Genomic DNA, 19,774 nt, shown 5'->3' with positions numbered 1-19,774 from the left:
GCGGCTGGCCTACTGTCCGAGTGCGCAGAGCCGGCGCCGACCCGACCACCAGGGCCTGCCGCCACACCTCCGTCCGCCCCGCGACCGGGCGACGGCGGCGAGGTGACGACAGGCCACGGCACCGGCCCGACCACTGCGCCCCGGTCGACGGCGACCGCGAGCAGGGCCGCGCCCGTCGCCCGCGCCCGGCCGGCACGGCGACGGACCGCCCGCGCCCGCGCGACCGAGAACGCCGTCGACCGACCGCCCACGCCGAGAGGGAACGGTTCCATGAGCACAACCAGCGCCACGACCCCGGCCGCCATCGACCTGCGGAGCCCGGGCCCGGGCCTGATCACGCTGGACCCGGTGCACACCGCCCTGCTGCGCGGCCTCGACGCGCTCCTCACCGGCCTCGCCGCCCGGCTCTCCGCCCCCGAGGTCACCGGCCCGCCGCTGCTCGCGGCCGAAGGGCTCGCCCGCCTCGACTACTTCCGCAACTTCCCCCATCTCGGGGTCTCCGCGGGCCGGTTCACCCCCGACGCCTACGACGGGCTCGCCGCCGGCCTGCCCCCCGGCGATCGGCCCCTCGAACCCACCGGCTACCTCCTGCCCTCCGCCACTTGCTACGGCCTCCTGCTCTCCCTGGAGGGCACCGACGTCGGCGACGACGGCCTGCGGATCTCCGCCGCCGGCCGCTGCTTCCGGAACGAGACCCACTACGACGGACTGCGCCGCCTCTGGGGCTTCCACATGCGCGAGGTCGTCTACCTCGGCACCAAGGACGGCGCCGTCGAACACCTGGAGCGCGGCGGTGAGTTCATCCAGGAGACCGCCGCCCTCCTCGGCCTCGACCTGACGCGGGCGACCGCCGACGACCCCTTCTACGACAAGGGCGGCTCCCGCGCCCGCCTGATGGCACTCGACCCCGTGAAGCACGAGTACAGCGCCTCCGACGGCACCGCCATCGCCTCCGTCAACCGCCACCGCAACTTCTTCGGCGAGCGCCTGAACATCCGCGCCGGCACCCACGGCCCCGCCTACAGCGCCTGCGTCGCCTTCGGCGTCGAGCGCTGGGTGCACGCCCTGCTCCTTGCCCACGGCGGACCCGGGCAGGCCCTCGACCGCCTCCACGAGGCCACCGCCACCGTCGCCACCGCCTGACACCACCGCACCGACAGGAGAACCACCCCGATGGAACGCGTCGCCGCCTGGATCCACGAGAAGAACCCCGGCCTGGACGGGCCCGTCGACGTCGACGAGGACCTCATCGAGGCCCGGCTCATCGACTCCATGGACTTCCTGGAGTTCATCGACCTCCTGGAGGACATCTCCGGCACCTCGATCGACCTCCAGGAGGTCACCATCGACGACTTCCGCACCCTCGCCCGCGTCCGGGAGCGCTTCCTCACCCCCGCCAAGTGAGCACCGGACCCTTCGCGGTCCTGGCCACCACCCGGGAGGTCCTGGAACTCCCGGGCCTCGGGCCGCACCTGCTCGCCCCCTGGGAGCTGCGCCGCCTCGACGCGATCCGGGTCCCCGCACGCCGCGACGACGTCCTGGCGGCCCGCCTCCTGCTCCGCCTCTGCGCCGCCCGGCTCACCGGGCTGCCCCCGGACGCGACCGGGCTCGCCCAGCGCTGTCCGGAGTGCGGCCGGGACGGTCACGGCCGCCCCTACCTCGCCGGACGCCCGGGGCTCGGCGTGAGCGTGAGCCACGCCGACGGCCTGGTGGTCGCGGCGGCGGGCCCCGGCGGGATCGGCGTCGACGTCGAACCGGCCGGCCGCCGGCCCGGCCCCCTCCCGGTCCTCCGCCGCCTGCTGCCCGAGGCCGAGCTGCGGGAGGCGGCGGAGCACCGCGATCCGGGCCCCGCGCTCCTGCGCGCCTGGGTCCGCGCGGAGGCCCGCTTCAAGGCGGGACCGCCCGAGCCGGAGGCCGTACACCACCTCACGGAGTGGACGGACCACCGACGGGCGGCCGTGGCGGCGATGGTGACGACCGCGACACCCACCGGCACCGCCGAGCCGGACGACAAGCCCCCCACCGGCACGGCCGAGCCTGTCGGGACTCCCGCGGGCTCCGCCATGACGAGGGGGACACCCGTCGACGCGGCCGTACCGGCCGGGACACCGGCCCTCCTCCTGCCGCCGTCGGCGCTGCTCGGAGGACCGCCGCCCGGCCGGGGCTGATCAGGCGCCCACGTACCGTGCCAGGTGCTCTCCGGTGAGGGTCGAGCGGGCGGCGACGAGATCGGCCGGGGTCCCCTCGAAGACGATCTGGCCGCCGTCGTGGCCGGCGCCGGGGCCGAGGTCCACGATCCAGTCGGCGTGCGCCATCACCGCCTGGTGGTGCTCGACCACGATCACCGACTTCCCGGAGTCCACCAGCCGGTCGAGCAGCCCGAGGAGTTGCTCCACGTCGGCGAGATGGAGGCCCGTGGTCGGCTCGTCGAGGATGTAGATCCCGCCCTTGTCGCCCATGTGGGTGGCCAGCTTCAGCCGCTGCCGCTCGCCGCCGGAGAGCGTGGTGAGCGGCTGCCCCAGGGTGAGGTAGCCGAGGCCGACGTCCACCAGCCGCTCCAGGATCCGGTGCGCCGCCGGCGTCCGCGCCTCGCCCGCGCCGAAGTACTCCTCCGCCTCGGACACCGGCATCGCGAGCACCTCGCTGATGTCCCGCCCGCCGAGCTTGTACTCCAGGACCGCGGCCTGGAACCGCCGTCCCTCGCACTCCTCGCAGGTGGTGGCCACGCCCGCCATCATCGCCAGATCCGTGTACGTGACGCCGGCGCCGTTGCAGTTCGGGCAGGCGCCCTCCGAATTGGCGCTGAACAGCGCCGGCTTGACGCCGTTGGCCTTGGCGAAGGCCTTCCGGATCGGGTCGAGCAGGCCCGTGTACGTCGCCGGGTTGCTGCGCCGCGAGCCGCGGATCGGGGTCTGGTCGACCGAGATCACCCCGGCGTCGGCCGGGATCGAGCCGTGCACCAGCGAGCTCTTGCCGGAGCCGGCCACGCCGGTGACCACCGCGAGGACGCCGAGCGGCAGGTCGACGTCCACCTTCCGCAGGTTGTTGGCGGTCGCTCCGCGGATCGGCAGGGTTCCGGTGGCCGTCCGCACCTCGTCCTTCACCGAGGCCCGGTCGTCCAGGTGCCGGCCGGTCACCGTGCCGCTGCCACGCAGTGCGTCCAGGGTGCCCTCGAAGCAGACCGTGCCGCCGCCGCTGCCGGCGCCGGGGCCGAGGTCCACCACGTGGTCCGCGATCGCGATCGTCTCCGGCTTGTGCTCCACGACGAGGACCGTGTTGCCCTTGTCCCGCAGCCGCAGCAGGAGTTCGTTCATCCGCTGGATGTCGTGCGGGTGCAGACCCGCCGTCGGCTCGTCGAACACGTAGGTGATGTCGGTGAGCGACGAGCCGAGGTGCCGGATCATCTTGACGCGCTGCGCCTCGCCGCCCGACAGGGTGCCCGCGGGGCGGTCCAGGGCGAGATAGCCGAGGCCGATCTCCACGAAGGAGTCCAGGGTCTGGCGCAGCGATTCGAGCAGGGGCGCCACCGACGGGTCCGTCAGCTCCCCGACCCACGCGGCCAGGTCGCTGATCTGCATCGCGCAGGCGTCGGCGATGCTCACGCCCTTGATCTTCGAGGAGCGGGCCCCCTCGTTCAGCCGGGTGCCGTCGCACTCCGGGCAGACCTGGGTGGTGGTGGCCCGCTCCACGAAGGCCCGGATGTGCGGCTGGAGCGACTCCACGTCCTTGGCCAGGAAGGACTTCTTGAGCTTGGGGATCAGGCCCTCGTACGTGACGTTGATGCCCTCCACCTTGATCCGGGTGGCGGGCTTGTGGAGGAAGGCGTCCAGCTCCTTCTTGGTGTACTTCCGGATCGGCTTGGCCGGGTCGAGGAAGCCGGAGAGACGGAAGATCCGGCCGTACCAGCTGTCCGCCGTGTATCCGGGGATGGTCAGCGCGCCCTCGTCGAGCGACTTGGTGTCGTCGTACAGCTCCGCCAGGTCGATGTCGGAGACCCGGCCGCGGCCCTCGCAGGTGGGACACATGCCGCCGGTGATGGAGAAGCTGGCCTTCTCCTTCACGGTCCGTCCGCCGCGCTCGACGGTGATGGCCCCGGCGCCGCTCACCGAGGGCACGTTGAAGGAGAAGGCGCGCGAGGAGCCGATGTGCGGGGTGCCGAGCCGGCTGAAGAGGATGCGCAGCATCGCGTTGGCGTCGGTGGCGGTGCCGACGGTGGAGCGCGGGTCGGCGCCCATCCGCTGCTGGTCCACGATGATCGCCGTGGTCAGCCCGTCGAGCACGTCGACGTCCGGCCGGGCGAGCGTCGGCATGAAGCCCTGGACGAAGGCGCTGTAGGTCTCGTTGATCAGCCGCTGGGACTCGGCGGCGATCGTGTCGAAGACCAGCGAGCTCTTTCCGGAGCCGGACACGCCGGTGAAGACGGTCAGCCGCCGCTTGGGGATCTCGACGCTGACGTCCTTGAGGTTGTTCTCGCGTGCGCCGAGCACACGGATCAGCTCGTGGCTGTCGGCGAGGTGCGCGGCAGACGTCGTGGCGCCCTTCCGCTTGGCCGTACTCAAAGGATTCTCCCTCGTCAGGGCGGGCCGGTACGCGACCCGGGAACGCCACCCGCGCATGCGACCCGGGCATGCGACCCACCTTAGGCGCCGCCACTGACAGCCGCCCGCGAGTTGATAGGCAAGTGGCGGCTTGCCTATCGTGGCGGCATGGAGGAGGATCTGTTCAAGGCGCTGGCCGACCCGACGCGCCGGGTGATCCTCGACGAGCTGACCGAACGGGACGGACAGTCGCTCTTCGAGATATGCGCCCGGCTCGCGACCCGGCACGGCCTCGCCCTCACCCGCCAGGCGGTCAGCCAGCACCTCGCCGTGCTGGAGGCGGCCGGCCTGGTCACGGCCCGTCGTGAGGGCCGCTACAAGTTCCACGACCTCGACCCCCGCCCCCTGGAGCACATCGTCACGCGATGGCTCACCCCCGCACCCCCGGAGGACACCCCGTGAGGATCAACCTGACCAGCGTCTTCGTCGACGACCAGGAGACGGCGCTCCGCTTCTACACCGACGTCCTCGGCTTCGTGCTGAAGCACGACGTGCCGCTCGGCGAGGACCGCTGGATCACCGTGGTCTCCCCCGAGGCCCCCGAAGGCACCGAACTCCTCCTGGAGCCCTCCGGCCACCCCGCCGTCCGCCCCTACAAGGAGGCCCTGGTCGCCGACGGCATCCCGGCCACCTCCTTCGCCGTCGACGACATCCAGGCCGAGCACACCCGCCTGACCGCCCTCGGCGTCCGCTTCACCCAGCCCCCCGTGGAGATGGGCCCCGTCACCACCGCCGTCCTCGACGACACCTGCGGCAACCTCATCCAGATCGCCCAGTACGCGTGACGCGGCCCCGGCGGCCGCGAAGCGTCAGTCGCTGACCGCGAGGCGCACCGCGAACGCGCCGATCACCGTGCCCGTGACCCGGTCCAGGACCCGGCGGGCCCGGGCGCCGCGCAGCCACGTGCCCAGCGCGGTCGCGGAGGCGATCAGGACCGTCGACCAGGCCATGCCGAGGACGACGTGGACGGAGGTCAGCGCGAGGCCCATCGCGAAGTGCGGGGCCTCGGCCGGGATGAACTGCGGCAGGACGGCGACGTAGAAGACGCCGACCTTGGGGTTGAGGAGGTTGGTCAGCGTGCCCTGCCGCCAGCCGCCGGACAGCGTGTCCGCTCCGCCGACCTCGACCTCCGCGTCCGCGCCGGCGCCCTCGCGCCGGAAGGTCGCCGCGATCATGCGCCCCGCCATCCACAGCAGGTAGGCGGCGCCGGCCCACCGGAGGATCTCGTACGCGAGGTGCGAGGCGGTCAGCAGGGCCGTCACGCCCAGCGAGGTCAGCGCGCCCCAGATCAGGGTGCCGGTCTGGATGCCGAGGACGACGCCCCAGGCGCGGGTGCGGCGGCCGAGCGCGGCCGTGCGCAGGATGAGGGCCGTGTCGAGGCCGGGAGTGAGGGTGAGGAGTCCCACGACGAGAGCGAAGGACCAGAGTGCGGTGCTCGATGCCATGGAAGGCCACCGTACTCCAGCGCCCCCACCGCCGTCCGCGCCCCTCCGCCCCCGGACCGCCCCCGGCCGCTTCCGCCGCCGCCCGCCGACGGGCCTCCGCCACCGCCTCGGCCCCCGCCGCCCGGGCCCCACCGCCTCCGCCCCCCCGCCCGCTGAACCGGCCCCTTCCGCCTCCCCCTTCGCCTCCGCCCCTCCGCCTCCCCCCGCCCCTACCCCTCCGCCCCCGCCGTCCGCCGCCGCCCCGTTCGTAGGCTGACCGCATGAGAGAACTGTTCCTGACGGACCGCCAGGCGTATCTGCGGTGGATCGACCTCCCGGGCGAGGGGCCCGTGCGCGTCTTCCTCCACGGGCTCGGCTGCACCGCCGCGTCCGACTTCGCGCACATCGCCGCGCACCCGGCGCTGGGCGGCGGGCGCGCGCTCCTCGTCGACCTGCTCGGGTACGGACTGAGCGACCGGCCCGCCGACTTCGACTACCGGCCCGAGGGGCAGGCCGCCGCCGTGGCCGCGCTCCTCGACCACCTCGACCTCACCGGCGTCCAGCTCGTCGGCCACTCCATGGGCGGCGCCGTCGCCCTCCACCTGGCCGCGGCCCGGCCCGGACGCATCGCCCGCCTGGTCGTCGCCGAGCCCAACCTGTACGCGGGCGGCGGCGCGTTCAGCAGGCCGGTGGCGCGGCAGCCGGAGGAGGAGTTCGTCCGGAGCGGGTTCGCGCGGATGCTCGCCCTCGCGGACCGGGCCGACTACGCGGCGCGGCTGCGGCTCGCCGACCCGAGGGCCGTGCACCGCAGCGCGGTCGCGCTCGTCGAGGGCGGCGCCCCCGAACCCGGCGACGTGCTGGCCGGGCTCACGATGCCCCGGGCGTTCCTGGTGGGGGAGAAGAGCCTGCCGGACACCGCCGCGGAACAGGCCGCGGCCATGGGCGTGCCGGTCCTGGAGGTCCCGGGCGCGGGCCACAACATGATGCTCGACAATCCGGACGGCTTCGCCGCCGCTCTCGCCGAGGCGCTGACACTGCCCGCGCCCCCGCCGCGATAGACCGTTTCCGGCCGCGTACCGCCGGGGCCCCGCGCAGAGGTCTTGCGCGGGGCCCCCGCCGCTCTCTACGCTCGGGCCGCCGATAGTTAGGAACGTTTCCTAACGAGCAATGGCCGTGAAGAGAACTGAAGAGAAAGGGAGTTGCCATGCGCCGACGAAGCGTCATCCCGCTCGGACTCGCCGCTCTGCTGGCCCTGCCCCTCACGCTCCTGCCCGGGACCAGAGCCGAGGCCGCCGACGGCCTCGTCTCCGGGGGCAAGACCGCGACCTCCTCCTCCGTGGAGGGCTCCGGCTTCGCGCCGGGCCTCGCCGTGGACGGCAGCACCGGCACCCGCTGGGCCAGCCTGGAGGGCGTCGACCCCCAGTGGATCCGGATCGACCTCGGGGCGAACCACACCCTGTCCCGGGTGAAGCTCGACTGGGAGGCCGCGTACGCGAAGACGTACCGGATCCAGACCTCGGCCGACGGCTCCACCTGGACCGACGTGTACGCCACGACGTCCGGCGACGGCGCCGTCGACGACCTCACCGTCTCCGGCAGCGGCCGGTACGTCCGCATGTACGGCACCGGGCGGGGCACCCCGTACGGCTACTCGCTCTGGGAGTTCCAGGTCTACGGCTCGCCCACCGGCACAGGCGGCGGCACCGGCCCCGCCGTCCCGTTCGGCAGTCACCTCAAGCCCTACGCCGCCGGCATGCTCAAGCCCTCCGGCGGCCAGTCCGCGCTCGACCAGAAGGTCGTCGACTACTACAACCGCTGGAAGTCCGCCTTCGTCCGGCAGAACTGCGGCAACGGCTGGTACCAGGTCATCTCGCCCGACGCCGACCACCCGTACGTCGCCGAGGCGCAGGGCTACGGCATGGTCGTCACCGCCACCATGGCCGGCGCCGACCCCGACGCGAAGAAGATCTTCGACGGCCTGGTCAAGTGGAAGCTCGACCACCCCTCGTCCATCAACCCCGACCTCCTCGCCGCCGAGCAGGACGTCAACTGTCGCAGCGTCAACGGCGGGGACGGCGCCACCGACGGGGACATGGACGTCGCCTACGGCCTGCTCCTCGCCGACAAGCAGTGGGGCAGCGGCGGCACGTACGACTACAAGGCGCTCGCCCTCAAGCACATCGCCGCCATCAAGAAGGACGAGCTGAACCCCACCACCAAGCTGCTCAAGCTGGGCGACTGGAGCAGCGCGGGCGACCAGTACTACTACATCTCCCGCACGTCGGACTGGATGGTCGACCACTTCCGCGCCTTCAGGACCGCCACCGGCGACACCACCTGGGACGGCGTCCGCACCGCCCACCAGACGCAGATCGCCAACCTCCAGTCCGGTTACGCCCCGGGCACCGGTCTCCTCCCCGACTTCGTCGTGGACACGAACACCAGCCCCAAGCCGGCCCCGAACCAGGTCCTGGAGGACCCCAACGACGGCCAGTACTGGTGGAACGCCTGCCGCACCCCCTGGCGCATCGCCGATGACGCCGTGACCAGCGGCGACGCCAAGTCCCTCGCCGCCGCCCGCAAGATGAACAGCTGGATCAAGGGCAAGACCGGCGGCGACCCGAACAAGATCGCCATGGGGTACAAGCTCAACGGCACCCAGATCTCCGCCGGCAGCGAGGCCGCCTTCTTCGCCCCCTTCGCCGTGGCCGCCATGACGGACTCCGGCAGCCAGGCGTGGCTCGACGCCCTGTGGAACAAGATGCTCGCCACCCCGATCGACACCGGCAGCTACTTCTCCGCCAGCATCCAGCTCCAGGTGATGATCACGGTCTCCGGCAACCACTGGGTCCCGTAACCCCTGCCGCGCCGCCCCGGGTCACGTCCGGGGCGGCACCAGCCCCTCGCGGGGATCGGCGCGGACACGGCCCTGCCACACGGGCGCGCCGCACCCCTCCCCGTTCGGGTGGAACTCGCTCGACCCGACCCGCGCGGAACGGTCGTAGACGACCCGGCCGCGGCAACTCCCGACCATGATCACCTGAATGAGTGAGCGGTCCGCCGGAGCGGGCCGCTCATGGTCCATCCTGGCCCCGTACGCGCCCGGAGAGGGCGCCGTCCCCCCTTCCTCCAGGAGCCGGACCGCATGACGTACCGCACCGACCCGCGCGAACGCCCCGAAGAACAAGCACTGTTGCTGGCGGCCGGCCTCGCCGACCTCGTGGTGGAGGCGATCGGCGGCGCCGCCGGATCCCTCCGCTCCCTCCTCGGCCGCTCCGACTCCGCGGACCTCGCCCGGGACGCCGCCGCGGACCTCCGTGCCAGGGGCCGGCTCGCCCTCGACCGCCTCGCCCCCGACGGGGACGGCGCCGGCGGCCTCGCCCACATGGAGGTGCTGGCCCGCGAGGCCGTCGCCCGCCGGGCCGCCGCCCCGGCGACCCCCGGTGAGTGACGACTGGGCGCCGGAGGCGTTCAAGACCCGCACCGACACCGTCCTCGCCGGCTTCCTTGACGACGAGGCCGCCGCACTCCTCGCCGTCGACGACGCCCTCGACCCGCTCGCCGAGGCCCTCCGCACCACCGCCCGGCACGGCAAACGGCTCCGCGCCGCCTTCTGCTACTGGGGCTGGCGCGCCGCCGGACAGCCCGACAGCGACGCCCTGATGCGCGCCGCCGCCGCGATGGAACTCGTCCACGCCGCCGCCGTCGTCCACGACGACCTCATCGACGACAGCCCCCTCCGGCACGGCCGCCCCACCGCCCACCGAGCCTTCGCCGCGCTGCCGGGCCCCCGCCGGCCCCGCGCGGCGGCCCGCGGGCTCGCCCTCCTCCTCGGCGACCACCTGATGGCCCTCGCCGGCCGTCTCTACGCCGAGTCCGGGCTGCCCGCCGCGTACCTCTCCCGGGGCCGGCCCCTCTGGGCCGCCCTCGCCCGCGAACTCGTCGCCGGGGAAGCCCTGGAGATCCTGCACACCGGCGGCCTCCCGGACACCGGCACCTCGCTCAAGGTGATCCGCTACAAGACCGCCAAGTACACGGTCGAGCACCCCCTCCTCCTCGGCGCCCTCCTCGCCGGCGCGCCCCCCGCGCTCCGCGCCGGACTCTCCCGCTACGGGCTGCCGCTCGGCGAGGCGTTCCAGCTCCGTGACGACCTGCTCGGCCTCTTCGGCGACCCGGCCCGCACCGGCAAGGCACCCCTCGACGACCTCCGCACCGGCCGCCCCACCGTGCTCCTCGCCGAGACCTGGCGCGCCGCCGACCCCGCCCGGCGCGAGCTGCTGCGCCGGACGCTCGCCGGGGACGGACCGGCCGGCGAGGAAGCACTGCGACAGGTGCGCGCCCTCATGGGAGAGCTCGGCGCGCCCGCCCGCGTCGAGCGGATGATCGCCGGCCGCGTCGAGGAGGCCGTCCGCACCCTCGACGAGCTCGACCTGCCCGCCGACGCCCACCGCGCCCTCACGGACCTGGCCCACCGCGCCGCCGTCCGCCACCACTGACCCGACCCCGGAGCGCACCCGTGACCACCACCCCGTACACCGAGGCGTCCCTCGACGCCCTGCGGAACAGCGGCGACGAGCTCGCCGACGCGGTCGTCGCCACCCTCTTCGAGCGCGGCGAGATCGGCCTCTTCAACTCCCTCATGCGGTACGTCTCCGTCTCCGGCCAGGAGCTCCCGGCCGGCCTGCCCGACGTCGCCCGCGAGTACCTGGAGACCACCGCCGTCCCGCCCGCCTGGGTGGACTGGAACGAGATGGAGAAGGCCCGGCTCTTCTTCACCGACAACAACGTCCACATCAACACCGCCCTCTCCTTCGCGGCCATGCCCGCCTGCTACGTCGTCCCGCGCGTGGCCCGCCTGCTCTCCGCCACCCACGGCCTGCACTACCCCAGCAAGAGGATGGCGGAGACCGGCCAGTTCACCGTCTACCTCATGCGCCCCGACGCCTTCGAGGCCGGCGGACGGTTCATCCCCGCCGCCCAGAAGGTCCGCCTGCTGCACGCCTCCATCCGCCACCACCTGATCCGCTCCGACCGCTGGGACACCGCCGCCGACGGCGTGCCGATCTGCCAGGAGGACATGATCGGCGGGCAGATGTTCTTCTCGATGCTCGTCCTCGACAGCCTGCACCGGCTCGGCGTCCACATGTCCACCGAGGGTGCCGAGGCGTACTACTACGCCTGGCGGGTGGTCGGCGCGATCCTCGGCGTCGACCAGACCGCCGTGCCCAGGACCCTCGGCGAGGCCCGCCGCTACCTCGACCTCTACCTCCTGCGCCACATGGGCCCCTCCGAGGAGGTCGTCCTGCTGACCCGGCAGCTGATCGACCTGTACGAGGAGGTCGTCCCCGGCACCTTCTTCGACCCGGTCGTCTCCGCCCTGATCCGCCACCTCGTCGGCGACACCTGCGGCGACTGGCTCGACGTGCCCCGCAGCCGCTGGGACACGGCGGTGAAGGCACTGCCCGCGCTGCTCGGCGTCCTGGAGTCGGTGGAGGACGCCTCGCCGTACGCCGCCTGGGCGCTCGACCGGCTCGGCCACCTCACCTCGGTCCTCGAACTGTCCACGCTCACCCGGGGCCGCGTGATGCACTACGCCATCCCGGAGCACCTCAGGAAGGAGTACGGCGTCGACGCCGGCGTCGCCCGCCACCATCGCTGGGCCCCGCCGCCCGCCACGGTCTGACGCCCACCCGGCCGACTCTCCTCGCACACCGGGCCGAACTGGCCGAAAATGGTCTCACCGGCGAAGGTGAGGTGCGCATGGACAGCGAGCAGGGCGCGCTCGGCGACGGACTTCCGCCCCGGCGGCGCGACCGCTTCACGGTGGACGTCCGGCCCGCCTGGGGCACGGAGACCGTCGTGGTCGTCCCGAGCGGCGAGCTCGACCACGACACGGTCGAACCGCTGCGCACCGCACTGGAGAAGCACGAGGACGCGGGGCGGATCGTCGTCGACTGCGCCGGACTCGCCTTCTGCGACTCCACCGGCCTGAACCTGCTGCTCAGGGCCCGGGCCCGAGCCGTGGAGTCCGGAGCGCGGCTGGAGCTGGCCGGGCTGCGACCCCCGGTGCAACGCATGTTCGAGATCACCGGAGCCCGACGCGTCTTCCGGATCTACGCCGACGTGGGCGAGGCGCTGGCCGCCGACGGGACGGGCGGCGCCCCTCCCGGGGATCCGGCGTGACGGGCCCTCCGGCCGTGCGGGAGGGTGAGATGGCCCAGGGCGACGGGACACCCGCGCAGACCCGCCGGCTCCTGCTCCACGGCAGCGCCGGGGCGGTCTCCCGCTGCCGCGACTTCACCGCGCGGGCGCTCGCCGACTGGGGCTGGATCCCCGCCGAGAGCCCCCTCGCGCGCGAACGCGTCGAGGACGTCCTCCTGCTGGTCTCCGAAGTGGTCACCAACGCCTGCCTGCACGGCGGGGGACCGGAGGAGTTCGTCCTCCGGCACTCCGACGGCCTGCTGCGCGTCGAGGTGGCCGACGGGAGCCCCGAGCACCCCCGCCGGATGGCACCCCGCTCGCCCTCGCTGCCCGGCGGTCACGGCCTCATGGTCCTCGACCGGCTGGCGAGCGACTGGGGATCGTCGGACCGGGGCCCCGGGGGCACCGGCAAGGTGGTGTGGCTGGAGGTCAGCAAGCCGTCGCGCCCGCCGTGGCGCCGTCGTCCGGCAGACCGTACCTGAGCTCGCCGAGGACCCGGGCGACGCGGACCCGGGCCAGGCCGACGCGCCGGACGGTCCCGGCCCGGGGCGGCTCCTGGCCGAAGCACGACGAGACGACGAGCCGGTCGCGGGTGTCGGGCCGTGCGGCCGGCGGCCGGAGCGAGCCCAGGTCCTCGATCCGCCGGCGGGCCGGTGCCTCGACGGTTCCTGGCCCCGGTCGTTCCCGGCCCCGGCCGATCCCGGCCGGCTGTCTGAAGCGGCACGAGGGGGGTAGCAGCCGAAGGGGGACGCCCCGCCGCTCGCGGGGATCCGCATCGGAGGAGGTGGCCGCGATGGACGAGACCCGGCTCTCCGCGTACGAGCGGCGCGTACTGGCGGAGATTGAGGAGGACCTGCGCGGCGACGCCGGCCTCGACCGGCGCATGGCCGGACGCCGGCCCTCTCCCCGCCTCCCCGGGCCCCGTGCCACCGCATGGCGGCGCCTGGCCGCCGTGGCGCTCGGAGCCGCGACGGTGACCCTGCTCGTCCTCGCGGTGGCGACCTCCGCACCCGCCCTGATCTGGGCCTTCGCCGCCGTGTGGGTGGCGACGCTGGTCCTGCTGCTGCGCCTGGCGATCCGCTGGACCCGGCGGCTCGCGGGCGGCGCACCGCCTGACCCCTGAAGCGAACGAGAGGAGCGCACGATGCCCCGCGGATCGAACGCCAAGCGCGAGAGGCAGTACGAGCACATCAAGGAGAGCTTGCTCGACCGCGGCGAGAGCGAGGAGCGCGCGGAGGAGATCGCCGCCCGGACCGTCAACAAGGAACGGGCCCGCGCGGGCGAGTCCAAGACGGCGAGCAAGAGCTCGATCGACGACATGTCCTCGTCGCGGCGCGGCGGCCTGCGCTCCCACAGCGGCGCGCAGGGCCCGACCTACGACCAGCTCTACGCGGAGGCCCAGCGCCGCGACCTGCACGGCAGGTCGCGGATGAACAAGGCCGAGCTCAAGAAGAAACTCGGCCACTGAACCGCCGAGGACCCCGGCGCCCGCCCCGCCGGGGTCCGTCCGTGCCCCCGTGCCTCAGCGCCCCTGCCGGGGTCGGCCCGTGCCCGCGCGTCAGCGCCCCTGCCGGGATCCGGCCGTACCCCCGCGTCAGTGCTCCGGATCCGCCGGCCGCGCGCCGACCACGCCCCGGACGACGCCCAGCTCCACCAGATCCACCGGCCGGAGCCGGAGCCGGTCGGCCGTCGTGTCCGCCTCCTCCGGGGGCAGCTTCAGGATGGCGGTGGCGAGTTCGGGGGCGATCACCGAGAAGTACGCGTCCGGGGTCGCCCAGGTGTTACCGGGCGCGGCCAGGGCGAGCGCGCCGCCCGAGCCGCCCTCGCCGACGAGGAGCGCGGTGACCGGGACCCGCGCCTCCGCGACGGCTCCGAAGAGGTCCGCGATGGCCGGACCCGCCCCCGCCCGCTCCGCCTCGGCGTCGTTGGCGGCGCCCGGGGTGTCGATCAGCGTCAGCACCGGGATCCCCAGCCGCCCGGCGAGCCGCACGAGCCGGGCGGCGGTACGGAAACCGGCCGGCCGGGTCGCCGTCCCGCACTGCGCCGCGTACGCCGCCGTACTCCCGTCCGGAAGCCGCCCGAAGCCGCAGCGCATCCCCGGATCGGTGCCGCCCGCGCGATCGCCGGAGAGCTCCGCCCGCTCGGTGAACACCTCGGCGAGATACCGGTCGGCGCGCGGCCGCTCCGCCCGGCGGGCCCGGGCCACCGCCTCCCGCCCGCTCGTGGACGGCTCCGTGCCGCCGAGCGCGTACGGCGGCGGCACCGGCCCCACGGCGGGACGGGCCAGCAGCGAGAGCCAGCGGCCCAGCACCGCCCGCAGTTCCTCCGCCGGGACGACGGCGTCGACGTGACCGTGCGCGAGCTGGGACTCCGCCGTGTACGCGGCCGGATCGGCGTCCGCCGGCCGGACCCGGGAACCCGCGAAGCCGACCTGCGCGCCCGGCAGGGCCAGGACCACATCCGAGCCGGCCCCGAGGGTGGCCCAGCCGCCCCCGGTCGTCGGATCGCGCAGGACCGCGAGCTGGGGCAGGCCGGCGGCCCGGGTGAGCGCCGACTCGCCCGCGAGCCGCTGGAGCTGGACCAGCGCCCGCATCCCCTCGTGCATCCGGCTGCCGCCCGTCGCGAGGAGGACGGTCACGGGCAGCCGGTGCGCCCGGGCGTGGGCGTGCGCCGCCGCGACCCGCGCGCCCGTGCCCTCGCCGATGGAGCCGCCGAGGAACGCGAACTCGAAGGAGACCAGCACCGTCCGCGTCCCGCCGACCGTGCCGGTACCGCAGACCACCGACTCGGAGGCGCCGGAGCGGGCGGCCGCCGCGGCCCTGGCCCGCCCGTACCCGGGCCAGCCGATCGGCCCGTCGCCCTCGTCCGTGCCCCCGCCCGTGCCCCCGTCCGCGCCCTCGGACGGGCCCGTGCCGGGGAGTTCGGTGAAGTCGTCGGTGACGAGAGCCAGAGCCTCGCGCGCGTTCGCAGGTACTGTCATCGGGGCCTCCCGCCCGTCGCCAGGTCCCGTCACCGTACCGCCGGGTAGCCTGCCCGGACCGGCCCCGGGCCCGGGTGCGGCGGAGATCACTCCGGCCCCGGCCCCACGCCTCCGCGCGGCGTGCCGAGCGCGAGCAGACCGCCCGTGATCCCGAGGGCCATGCCGAGCACGAGACCACCCAGGTCGGACGCCACCCAGGAGCCGAGCGAGGCCAGGACGCCGACCACGGCGCACCCCCTCCGGCCGCGCGGCAGGAACACCACCAGCACCCCGCAGGCGCACATCAGCAGCGGCAGCGCGTACCGCACGTCGGCGCCCGACGCGAGCAGCGTGGCCGGACCCGCCCGCTGCACCAGCAGGATCTCGGCCCCGCCCAGCACGAGCAGCACCCCCGCACCGAACGGCCGCCGGAGCCGCCACTCCCGCCACCTCCTCCGCTCCCACCGGGCACGCCGGAGGCCGGACACGGATGCGGGCAGGTCCATGGGCTGCTCCCGACGGCGGCGGAGGAGCGGGAAGAGGCGGAGCGCGGTACGGGCGGACCGTACGACCGCGCCCCCGAGAGGTCAACGCCCTTGCGGGGAAAGCCTCGACGCCTCAGCCCCGGTCAGGCCATGATCCCGCTCCCGTGCGGCGCGTACAGGTCGAGGAGCCGCACCCGGGTCACCTGGAGCCGGTGCGCCAGGATCGACCCCACCCAGTAGTACACCGCCGACCCGAACTCCAGGTCCGAGTGGCACATCGACCGCACCGCCGTCGCGTCGAACTGGTAGGCCCGCACGGGCGTCATCGCCTCCGCCCCCGACTGGCACAGGTACGGCGGGAACAGCCAGGAAAGACCCACCAGCTCCCCGTGGCGCAGCGTCTCGATCACCGGCGAGCCCCGTCCCGGCACCTTGGCGTCCAGACCGACCGCGCCGGTCTTCACGATCCAGAACCGCTCCGCGTGCTGCTGCTCCTCGAAGAGCCGGTCGCCGGACTCGAAGTACACATCCTCGGCGAAGGCCATCAGCCGCTCGCGGTGCTCCGCCGGCAGCGTGCTGACCTTGGGTGCGGCACTCCTCATGACGGGCCCTCCTCCTCGCGCGTACGGCTCCGCTCCCAGTCTCCGCCCACCCGGGCCGGACCGCAGGCGACACGGGCTCCGCAACCGCGCCGCCGACCGCCCCGGCACACCCCCGGGGTGCGTCCCGGCGGTGCAGGGCGGAGCATGAGACCGAGGAGGAAACGGCAGCAGGGGGCGTGAGCCAGGAGGGTGACATGCCCGTCCCGGAAGTGCCCGTCCCGGACCTTTCCGTCGCGGACGGCGACGCGCTCGTCGTGCTGCGCGGGGTCGACAAGCACTTCGGCACGCTCCACGTCCTCCAGTCGATCGACCTCACCATCCGGCGCGGCGAGGTCGTCGTCGTGATCGGCCCGTCCGGCTCGGGGAAGTCCACCCTCTGCCGGGCGATCAACCGCCTGGAGACCATCGACAGCGGCGAGATCCGCATCGACGGCAAGCCCCTGCCCGCCGAGGGCCGGGAGCTCGCCCGGCTCCGCGCCGACGTCGGCATGGTCTTCCAGTCCTTCAACCTCTTCGCCCACAAGACCGTCCTCGACAACGTCACCCTGGGACAGATCAAGGTCCGCAAGAAGGACCGCAAGAGCGCCGAGGAACGCGCCCGCGCCCTCCTCGACCGGGTCGGCGTCGCCGAACAGGCCGGCAAGTACCCGGCGCAGCTCTCCGGCGGCCAGCAGCAGCGCGTCGCCATCGCCCGCGCCCTCGCCATGGACCCGAAGGTGATGCTCTTCGACGAACCGACCTCCGCCCTCGACCCCGAGATGATCAACGAGGTCCTGGAGGTCATGCGCCAGCTCGCCCAGGACGGCATGACCATGGCCGTCGTCACCCACGAGATGGGCTTCGCCCGCTCCGCCGCCAACCGGGTCGTCTTCATGTCCGACGGCCGGATCGTCGAGGAGGCCACACCCGAGGAGTTCTTCGGCAACCCGCGCAGCGCCCGCGCCCGCGACTTCCTCTCCAAGATCCTCCACCACTGAGCCCACCGGGGTGATGACCATGAACCCGCTCAGGACCACCAGGACCCTCGTCGCCTCCGCGACGGCCGTCGTCCTCGCCCTCGGCACCGCCTCGCTCGCCCAGGGCGCGGTCCCCGCAGGCCACGACGACGGCGAGGAGATCACCATCGGCATCAAGTACGACCAGCCCGGCATCGGCCTCAAGACCCCGGACGGCACCTACACCGGCTTCGACGTCGACGTGGCCACGTACATCGCCAAGGAACTCGGCCACGACCCCGACCAGATCGTCTGGAAGGAGGCCAAGAGCGCGGACCGGGAGACCATGCTCCAGCGCGGCGACGTCGACTTCATCGCCGCCTCGTACTCGATCAACGACGAGCGGGCCGAGAAGGTCGACTTCGCCGGCCCCTACCTGCTCGCCCACCAGGACGTCCTGATCCGCGCCGACGACGACTCCATCAAGCAGCCGTCCGACCTCAACGACAAGCGGCTCTGCTCCGTCACCGGCTCCACCTCCGCGCAGAACGTCAAGGACGAGATCGCCCCCGACGCCCAGCTCCAGGAGTACGGCGGCTACTCCGAGTGCCTGACCGGCCTGGAGAACGGCGTCATCGACGCCCTCACCACCGACGACTCCATCCTCGCCGGATACGCGGCCCAGGAGGAGTTCGAGGGCAAGTTCAAGCTCGGCGGCTTCGAGCTGAGCAACGAGAACTACGGCATCGGCGTCCAGAAGGGCAGCGAACTCAAGGCGAAGATCAACACCGCCCTGGAGAAGATGGTCGCGGACGGCGCCTGGGACGCGGCCGTCGAGAAGAACTTCGGCCCGGCGAACTACCAGAACGAACCCGCCCCCAAGATCGGCGTGATCGTCGAGTGAGCCGGCCGCCGTGTTCGACTTCCTCGAAGGCTACGACCTCCTGGGCGCCTTCTGGGTGACCGTCCAGCTCACCTTCTGGTCCGCCCTCGGCTCACTGGTGTGGGGGACGCTCCTGGCCGCCATGCGCGTCGGGCCCGTCCCCCTCATGCGGGGCTTCGCCTCCGCCTACGTCACCATCGTCCGCAACATCCCCCTCACCGTCATCATCGTCTTCACCTCGCTCGGCCTCTTCCAGACCCTCGGCGTCGACCTCGGCGCCGACCGCTTCACCACCATCAACTTCCGGCTCGCCGTCCTCGGACTCACCGCCTACACCAGCGCCTTCGTCTGCGAGGCGCTGCGCTCCGGCATCAACACCGTCCCCCTCGGCCAGGTCGAGGCCGCCCGCGCGATCGGCCTCAGCTTCCCCCAGATCCTGCGGATCATCGTGCTCCCGCAGGCCTTCCGCTCCGTCGTCGGCCCCCTCACCAACGTCCTCATCGCCCTCACCAAGAACACCACCGTCGCCGCCGCCATCGGCGTCGCCGAAGCGGCCCTGCTCATGCGGGAGATGATCGAGAACGAGGCCCAGCTCATCCTCATCTCCGCCCTCTTCGCCTTCGGCTTCATCTGCCTCACCCTCCCCACCGGCCTCCTCCTCGGCCGGCTCGCCCGCAAAGTGGCGGTCAAACGGTGAAGCCGACCGACAAGGGCGACACGGCGAAGCGCGCCGCCCGAGGACGGGCCGCGAAACGCGCCGACAAGGGCGAACCCGCCACCGTCCTCTACGACGTCCCCGGACCCCGCGCCCGCCGCCGCAACCTGCTCTGGACGGTGCTCTTCCTCGCCGCCCTCGGGGCCGTCGTCTGGTGGGTGATCGACGGGCTGGCCGCCAAGAACCAGCTGGAGGCCGCCAAATGGGAGCCCTTCTTCACCGACGGACGCATCTGGGAGACCTACCTCCTGCCCGCCCTGAAGAACACCGTGGTCGCCGCGGCCCTCGCCATGGTCCTCGCCCTGCCGCTCGGCGCCCTCCTCGGCATCGCCCGCCTCTCCGACCACCGCGCCGTCCGCGCCGGCGCCGGCACCGTCGTCGAGTTCTTCCGCGCCATCCCCGTCCTCATCCTCATGCTCTTCGCCAACGCCGCCTACGCCGAGTTCACCGACATCAGCCCCGAGACCCGCCCCCTCTACGCCGTCGTCACCGGCCTCGTCCTCTACAACGCCTCCGTCCTCGCCGAGGTCGTCCGCGCCGGCATCCTCGCCCTCCCCGCCGGCCAGACCGACGCCGCCAAGGCCATCGGCATGCGCAAGGGCCAGACCATGGCGTACGTCCTGCTGCCCCAGTCCGTCACCGCCATGCTGCCCGCCCTCGTCAGCCAGCTCGTCGTCATCGTCAAGGACACCGCCCTCGGCGGCGCCATGCTCGGCTTCTCCGAACTCCTCGCCTCCGTACGCCCCATGAGCGCCAACTACGGCGCCAACACCATCGCCTGCTTCACCGTCGTCGCCGTCCTCTTCGTCCTCCTCAACCTCGCCCTCACCACTTTCGCCAACCGGCTCGAACGCCGGCTGCGCCGCGGCAAGCGCTCCACCGGGGCCGTCGTCACCGCCGAGGCCGTCGACGACCTCGCCACGCCGGGGGAGCCCCCCAAGCCGTAGCTTCCGACAGGAGATTTCGGGCCGG

General features: G+C 73.5%; 23 protein-coding genes. 18 read left to right on the top strand and 5 right to left on the bottom strand.

All coding sequences use genetic code 11. The features are described from left to right. Window positions 1-270: 270 nt before the first annotated feature. The 3 genes from ACFYT9_RS25695 to ACFYT9_RS25685 are packed head-to-tail and all read left to right on the top strand — an operon-like array spanning window position 271 to window position 2,168. A complete protein-coding gene (locus ACFYT9_RS25695) occupies window positions 271-1,143 on the top strand; it encodes a hypothetical protein (RefSeq protein WP_389167650.1) in 873 nt (290 codons plus the stop codon). A gap of 30 nt (window positions 1,144-1,173) precedes the next feature. Continuing rightward, on the top strand, window positions 1,174-1,404 hold the full coding sequence (locus tag ACFYT9_RS25690; protein WP_387276200.1) for an acyl carrier protein: 231 nt from the start codon (window positions 1,174-1,176) through the stop codon (window positions 1,402-1,404). After that, window positions 1,401-2,168 (top strand): 4'-phosphopantetheinyl transferase family protein, encoded by a 768-nt coding sequence (locus ACFYT9_RS25685; protein ID WP_389167648.1) that lies wholly within the window; start codon window positions 1,401-1,403, stop codon window positions 2,166-2,168. Before ACFYT9_RS25690 ends, ACFYT9_RS25685 begins: the two co-directional genes overlap by 4 nt. On the opposite strand, the gene ACFYT9_RS25680 is transcribed toward ACFYT9_RS25685, so the two are convergent. Then, window positions 2,169-4,559 carry an ATP-binding cassette domain-containing protein gene (locus ACFYT9_RS25680; RefSeq protein ID WP_389167645.1) on the bottom strand — a complete coding sequence of 797 codons (2,391 nt, stop codon included), beginning with the start codon at window positions 4,557-4,559 and terminating at the stop codon, window positions 2,169-2,171. A 147-nt stretch (window positions 4,560-4,706) separates the two neighbouring features. Between ACFYT9_RS25680 and ACFYT9_RS25675 the strand changes: the two genes are divergently transcribed. Next, complete coding sequence (locus tag ACFYT9_RS25675; RefSeq protein ID WP_376600128.1) at window positions 4,707-5,000, top strand: ArsR/SmtB family transcription factor; 294 nt, start codon at window positions 4,707-4,709, stop codon at window positions 4,998-5,000. Continuing rightward, window positions 4,997-5,383, top strand: a complete 387-nt coding sequence (locus tag ACFYT9_RS25670) for a VOC family protein (protein WP_387276194.1) — start codon at window positions 4,997-4,999, stop codon at window positions 5,381-5,383. Before ACFYT9_RS25675 ends, ACFYT9_RS25670 begins: the two co-directional genes overlap by 4 nt. Window positions 5,384-5,407: 24 nt before the next feature. Here ACFYT9_RS25670 and ACFYT9_RS25665 read toward each other — a convergent pair whose 3' ends face one another. Beyond that, window positions 5,408-6,043, bottom strand: a complete 636-nt coding sequence (locus ACFYT9_RS25665) for a LysE family translocator (protein WP_376600125.1) — start codon at window positions 6,041-6,043, stop codon at window positions 5,408-5,410. A gap of 260 nt (window positions 6,044-6,303) precedes the next feature. Between ACFYT9_RS25665 and ACFYT9_RS25660 the strand changes: the two genes are divergently transcribed. The 9 genes from ACFYT9_RS25660 to ACFYT9_RS25620 all read left to right on the top strand — a co-directional run bounded on the left by ACFYT9_RS25660 (window position 6,304) and on the right by ACFYT9_RS25620 (window position 13,691). Further along, window positions 6,304-7,080 (top strand): alpha/beta fold hydrolase, encoded by a 777-nt coding sequence (locus tag ACFYT9_RS25660; protein ID WP_387276192.1) that lies wholly within the window; start codon window positions 6,304-6,306, stop codon window positions 7,078-7,080. Window positions 7,081-7,226: 146 nt separating this feature from the next. After that, on the top strand, window positions 7,227-8,879 hold the full coding sequence (locus tag ACFYT9_RS25655) for a glycosyl hydrolase family 8 (RefSeq protein WP_389167642.1): 1,653 nt from the start codon (window positions 7,227-7,229) through the stop codon (window positions 8,877-8,879). A gap of 288 nt (window positions 8,880-9,167) precedes the next feature. Next, a complete protein-coding gene (locus tag ACFYT9_RS25650; protein WP_389167640.1) occupies window positions 9,168-9,473 on the top strand; it encodes a polyprenyl synthetase in 306 nt (101 codons plus the stop codon). After that, a complete protein-coding gene (locus ACFYT9_RS25645) occupies window positions 9,466-10,518 on the top strand; it encodes a polyprenyl synthetase family protein (RefSeq protein ID WP_389167638.1) in 1,053 nt (350 codons plus the stop codon). Before ACFYT9_RS25650 ends, ACFYT9_RS25645 begins: the two co-directional genes overlap by 8 nt. A gap of 20 nt (window positions 10,519-10,538) precedes the next feature. Then, window positions 10,539-11,705 carry an oxygenase MpaB family protein gene (locus tag ACFYT9_RS25640; protein WP_389167634.1) on the top strand — a complete coding sequence of 389 codons (1,167 nt, stop codon included), beginning with the start codon at window positions 10,539-10,541 and terminating at the stop codon, window positions 11,703-11,705. Window positions 11,706-11,782: 77 nt separating this feature from the next. Beyond that, window positions 11,783-12,205 (top strand): STAS domain-containing protein, encoded by a 423-nt coding sequence (locus ACFYT9_RS25635; protein ID WP_389167631.1) that lies wholly within the window; start codon window positions 11,783-11,785, stop codon window positions 12,203-12,205. Next, window positions 12,202-12,705 carry an ATP-binding protein gene (locus ACFYT9_RS25630; RefSeq protein ID WP_376604419.1) on the top strand — a complete coding sequence of 168 codons (504 nt, stop codon included), beginning with the start codon at window positions 12,202-12,204 and terminating at the stop codon, window positions 12,703-12,705. The genes ACFYT9_RS25635 and ACFYT9_RS25630 overlap by 4 nt, the downstream gene beginning before the upstream one ends. 311 nt (window positions 12,706-13,016) lie before the next feature. Then, window positions 13,017-13,346 (top strand): DUF3040 domain-containing protein, encoded by a 330-nt coding sequence (locus ACFYT9_RS25625; RefSeq protein WP_389167629.1) that lies wholly within the window; start codon window positions 13,017-13,019, stop codon window positions 13,344-13,346. Window positions 13,347-13,367: 21 nt separating this feature from the next. Beyond that, a complete protein-coding gene (locus ACFYT9_RS25620) occupies window positions 13,368-13,691 on the top strand; it encodes a plasmid stabilization protein (protein ID WP_389167627.1) in 324 nt (107 codons plus the stop codon). 126 nt (window positions 13,692-13,817) lie between these two features. Here the strand turns inward: ACFYT9_RS25620 and ACFYT9_RS25615 are convergent, their stop codons facing one another. The 3 genes from ACFYT9_RS25615 to ACFYT9_RS25605 all read right to left on the bottom strand — a co-directional run bounded on the left by ACFYT9_RS25615 (window position 13,818) and on the right by ACFYT9_RS25605 (window position 16,269). Then, on the bottom strand, window positions 13,818-15,203 hold the full coding sequence (locus tag ACFYT9_RS25615; RefSeq protein WP_389167624.1) for a carboxyl transferase domain-containing protein: 1,386 nt from the start codon (window positions 15,201-15,203) through the stop codon (window positions 13,818-13,820). 86 nt (window positions 15,204-15,289) lie between these two features. Further along, on the bottom strand, window positions 15,290-15,688 hold the full coding sequence (locus tag ACFYT9_RS25610) for a DUF6114 domain-containing protein (RefSeq protein WP_389167622.1): 399 nt from the start codon (window positions 15,686-15,688) through the stop codon (window positions 15,290-15,292). A 122-nt stretch (window positions 15,689-15,810) separates the two neighbouring features. Beyond that, window positions 15,811-16,269 carry a cyclic nucleotide-binding domain-containing protein gene (locus ACFYT9_RS25605; RefSeq protein ID WP_376599216.1) on the bottom strand — a complete coding sequence of 153 codons (459 nt, stop codon included), beginning with the start codon at window positions 16,267-16,269 and terminating at the stop codon, window positions 15,811-15,813. 194 nt (window positions 16,270-16,463) lie between these two features. On the opposite strand from ACFYT9_RS25605, the gene ACFYT9_RS25600 reads away from it, so the two are divergent. The 4 genes from ACFYT9_RS25600 (at window position 16,464) to ACFYT9_RS25585 (ending at window position 19,749) form a co-directional block, all read left to right on the top strand. Further along, window positions 16,464-17,246 (top strand): amino acid ABC transporter ATP-binding protein, encoded by a 783-nt coding sequence (locus tag ACFYT9_RS25600; RefSeq protein ID WP_376599217.1) that lies wholly within the window; start codon window positions 16,464-16,466, stop codon window positions 17,244-17,246. A 19-nt stretch (window positions 17,247-17,265) separates the two neighbouring features. Beyond that, window positions 17,266-18,108 (top strand): glutamate ABC transporter substrate-binding protein, encoded by an 843-nt coding sequence (locus ACFYT9_RS25595; protein WP_389167618.1) that lies wholly within the window; start codon window positions 17,266-17,268, stop codon window positions 18,106-18,108. A gap of 10 nt (window positions 18,109-18,118) precedes the next feature. Continuing rightward, window positions 18,119-18,784 carry an amino acid ABC transporter permease gene (locus tag ACFYT9_RS25590; protein WP_376599220.1) on the top strand — a complete coding sequence of 222 codons (666 nt, stop codon included), beginning with the start codon at window positions 18,119-18,121 and terminating at the stop codon, window positions 18,782-18,784. A gap of 125 nt (window positions 18,785-18,909) precedes the next feature. Next, window positions 18,910-19,749 carry an amino acid ABC transporter permease gene (locus ACFYT9_RS25585; protein WP_387276212.1) on the top strand — a complete coding sequence of 280 codons (840 nt, stop codon included), beginning with the start codon at window positions 18,910-18,912 and terminating at the stop codon, window positions 19,747-19,749. The last annotated feature ends 25 nt before the right edge of the window (window positions 19,750-19,774 follow it).

This window comes from Streptomyces sp. NPDC004435 (assembly GCF_042873895.1).
In the GTDB taxonomy this organism is placed as follows: domain Bacteria; phylum Actinomycetota; class Actinomycetes; order Streptomycetales; family Streptomycetaceae; genus Streptomyces.
The sequence above is the reverse complement of the archived record's forward strand: the minus strand, read 5'-3'. Positions and strand labels throughout refer to the sequence as shown.

What these genes read in the sequence shown, in the direction of transcription:
- ACFYT9_RS25605 (WP_376599216.1), bottom strand. Translation starts at nt 16,269, where the DNA reads ATGAGGAGTGCCGCACCCAAGGTCAGCACGCTGCCGGCGGAGCACCGC.
- ACFYT9_RS25635 (WP_389167631.1), top strand. Translation starts at nt 11,783, where the DNA reads ATGGACAGCGAGCAGGGCGCGCTCGGCGACGGACTTCCGCCCCGGCGG.
- ACFYT9_RS25595 (WP_389167618.1), top strand. Translation starts at nt 17,266, where the DNA reads ATGAACCCGCTCAGGACCACCAGGACCCTCGTCGCCTCCGCGACGGCC.
- ACFYT9_RS25650 (WP_389167640.1), top strand. Translation starts at nt 9,168, where the DNA reads ATGACGTACCGCACCGACCCGCGCGAACGCCCCGAAGAACAAGCACTG.
- ACFYT9_RS25600 (WP_376599217.1), top strand. Translation starts at nt 16,464, where the DNA reads ATGCCCGTCCCGGAAGTGCCCGTCCCGGACCTTTCCGTCGCGGACGGC.
- ACFYT9_RS25660 (WP_387276192.1), top strand. Translation starts at nt 6,304, where the DNA reads ATGAGAGAACTGTTCCTGACGGACCGCCAGGCGTATCTGCGGTGGATC.
- ACFYT9_RS25675 (WP_376600128.1), top strand. Translation starts at nt 4,707, where the DNA reads ATGGAGGAGGATCTGTTCAAGGCGCTGGCCGACCCGACGCGCCGGGTG.
- ACFYT9_RS25665 (WP_376600125.1), bottom strand. Translation starts at nt 6,043, where the DNA reads ATGGCATCGAGCACCGCACTCTGGTCCTTCGCTCTCGTCGTGGGACTC.
- ACFYT9_RS25690 (WP_387276200.1), top strand. Translation starts at nt 1,174, where the DNA reads ATGGAACGCGTCGCCGCCTGGATCCACGAGAAGAACCCCGGCCTGGAC.
- ACFYT9_RS25695 (WP_389167650.1), top strand. Translation starts at nt 271, where the DNA reads ATGAGCACAACCAGCGCCACGACCCCGGCCGCCATCGACCTGCGGAGC.
- ACFYT9_RS25610 (WP_389167622.1), bottom strand. Translation starts at nt 15,688, where the DNA reads ATGGACCTGCCCGCATCCGTGTCCGGCCTCCGGCGTGCCCGGTGGGAG.
- ACFYT9_RS25620 (WP_389167627.1), top strand. Translation starts at nt 13,368, where the DNA reads ATGCCCCGCGGATCGAACGCCAAGCGCGAGAGGCAGTACGAGCACATC.
- ACFYT9_RS25655 (WP_389167642.1), top strand. Translation starts at nt 7,227, where the DNA reads ATGCGCCGACGAAGCGTCATCCCGCTCGGACTCGCCGCTCTGCTGGCC.
- ACFYT9_RS25615 (WP_389167624.1), bottom strand. Translation starts at nt 15,203, where the DNA reads ATGACAGTACCTGCGAACGCGCGCGAGGCTCTGGCTCTCGTCACCGAC.
- ACFYT9_RS25625 (WP_389167629.1), top strand. Translation starts at nt 13,017, where the DNA reads ATGGACGAGACCCGGCTCTCCGCGTACGAGCGGCGCGTACTGGCGGAG.